This is a genomic window from Bradyrhizobium sp., from assembly GCF_035309285.1.
GTDB lineage: Bacteria > Pseudomonadota > Alphaproteobacteria > Rhizobiales > Xanthobacteraceae > Bradyrhizobium.
This window is the reverse complement of sequence record NZ_DATGFH010000117.1, coordinates 1-2,299: the sequence shown is the minus strand read 5'-3', so window position 1 is coordinate 2,299 and position 2,299 is coordinate 1. Positions and strand designations below refer to the sequence as shown.

Genomic DNA, 2,299 nt, shown 5'->3' with positions numbered 1-2,299 from the left:
GAATACCGCGGCGATGCTGACGACCTTCAACGAGGTCGACATGACCGCCGTCATGCATCTGCGCAATCAGTACAAGGATTTGTTCGAGAAGAAGCACGGCGTGAAGCTCGGCTTCATGGGCTTCTTCGTGCGCGCCTGCGTGCAGGCGCTGAAGGAAATTCCCGCGGTCAATGCCGAGATCGACGGCACCGATATCGTTTACAAGAACTACTATCACATCGGCATCGCGGTCGGCACCGAGCGCGGCCTGGTCGTGCCGGTGGTGCGCGACTGCGATCAGAAATCGATTGCCGAGATCGAGAAATCGATCGCCGATTTCGGCCGCCGCGCCCGCGACGGCTCGCTCAAGATCGAGGAATTGCAGGGCGGCACCTTCAGCATCACCAATGGCGGCATCTACGGCTCGCTGATGTCGACCCCGATCCTGAACGCGCCGCAATCCGGCATCCTCGGCATGCACAAGATCCAGGAGCGGCCGATGGTTGTCGGCGGCAAGGTCGAGGTGCGTCCGATGATGTATCTGGCGCTGTCCTATGATCACCGCGTCATCGACGGCAAGGAAGCCGTGACCTTCCTGGTGCGCGTCAAGGAGAGCCTGGAGGATCCGGCCCGCCTGGTGCTGGATCTCTAAGGAGGGGTCGATGGAGGAACCGTCCCTTCTTCTTTCGCTGCTGCCGTTTCTGCTGAGTATCCTTAGTTGCTTTTTCTTTGCGATCCCAATCAGTCGCAGGAAGGGTAAGGGTATTGGCTTTGCCGCTTGGTGCCTGATTCCGTTCCTCACTCCCTTCATTCTCTTCTGTTTGGTCAGCCTGACGGACAAGTCCGTGTTGGATCGATTGGCGGCTCTTGAGGGCAAGACCTGATGGTGCAATCGCGGTGAAGGAAAGATAGGGGTGGGTTTGACCGACAGAGTAGCCGTTATCACCGGCGGCAGCCGCGGCATCGGCCGCGCCACCGCACTTGCGGCCGCCACGCGCGGCTTCCGGATCATTGTGGGCTACGCCAGCAACCAGGCCGCAGCGAAGGAGGTCGTCTCGCAGATCGAGGCGAAGAACGGCAAGGCGGTCGCAGTGAAGTGCGACGTCGGCGAGGAGCACGATATCCTCAAATTGTTCGAGGCCGCCGACAAGTTCGGCGCGCTCGGCGCGCTGGTCAACAATGCGGGCATTATCGGCAAGAGCGGCGTGCGCGTCGACGAAATGCCGGCCGAGCGCATCCAGCGCATGATGGCCATCAACGTCACCGGCAGCATGCTTTGCGCACGTGAGGCCGTGAAGCGGATGTCGACCAAGCATGGCGGCAAGGGTGGCGTCATCATCAACGTGTCGTCGATCGCGGCGAAACTCGGCGGAGCCAACACCTATATCGACTACGCCGCTTCCAAGGGCGCGATCGATTCCTTCACCGTCGGCCTCGGCCTTGAGGTTGCGGGCGAGGGCATCCGCGTCGCCGGCATCCGGCCCGGCCTGATCGACACGGAAATTCACGGCTCGGGCGGCGAGCCCGACCGCGCCCATCGGCTCGCGCATACGGTTCCGCTGAAGCGGGTCGGGAGTGCGAAGGAAATTGCCAACGCCATCGTCTGGCTGATGTCGGATGAGGCTTCTTACGTGACCGGCGCCATCCTCGATGTTTCGGGCGGGCGCTGACACCTGCCACTTTGGTTCAGCTACAGGATTTAGACCATGGCCACTTACGATCTCGTCATCATCGGCACCGGTCCCGGCGGCTATGTCTGCGCGGTGCGCGCGGCGCAGCTCGGAATGAGGGTTGCCGTCGTCGAGAAGAATGCTCTTGGCGGCACCTGCCTGAATGTCGGCTGCATGCCTTCGAAGGCGCTGTTGCATGCGTCCGAAATGTTCGAGGAAGCCGGTCATTCCTTCGCGAAAATGGGCGTCAGCGTGCCTCCGCCCAAGCTCGACCTGCCGTCGATGATGAACTTCAAGCAGCAGGGCATCGACGGCAACGTCAAGGGCGTCGAGTTCCTGATGAAGAAAAACAAGATCGACGTCATCCACGGCGCCGGCAGGATCGTTTCCGCCGGCAAGTTGGAGGTGTCGGCCGGCGGCAAGACGCAGACGGTCGAGACCAAGAACATCGTGATTGCCACCGGCTCCGACATCGCGCGGCTGAAAGGCATCGAGATCGACGAAAAGCGCGTCGTGTCGTCGACCGGCGCGCTGTCGCTCGACAAGGTTCCCGGCAAGCTTCTGATCGTGGGCGCCGGCGTGATCGGGCTCGAGCTTGGCTCGGTGTGGCATCGGCTTGGCGCCAAGGTCACCGTTGTCGAATTTCTCGA

The 2,299-nt window shown here is 61.7% G+C and carries 4 protein-coding genes; all 4 read left to right on the top strand.

Features of this window, described 5'->3' with window-relative positions; translation table 11 throughout:
• The coding region (gene sucB, locus VKR55_RS22660; protein WP_324406796.1) for a dihydrolipoyllysine-residue succinyltransferase at window positions 1-631 on the top strand (631 nt) is incomplete at its 5' end.
• 10 nt (window positions 632-641) lie between these two features.
• Window positions 642-863 (top strand): hypothetical protein, encoded by a 222-nt coding sequence (locus tag VKR55_RS22655; RefSeq protein ID WP_324406795.1) that lies wholly within the window; start codon window positions 642-644, stop codon window positions 861-863.
• 36 nt (window positions 864-899) lie between these two features.
• A complete protein-coding gene (locus VKR55_RS22650) occupies window positions 900-1,649 on the top strand; it encodes an SDR family oxidoreductase (RefSeq protein ID WP_324406797.1) in 750 nt (249 codons plus the stop codon).
• Window positions 1,650-1,685: 36 nt separating this feature from the next.
• Window positions 1,686-2,299, top strand: a 614-nt coding sequence (locus VKR55_RS22645) for an FAD-dependent oxidoreductase (RefSeq protein WP_324406794.1), incomplete at its 3' end; no start/stop codon positions are given.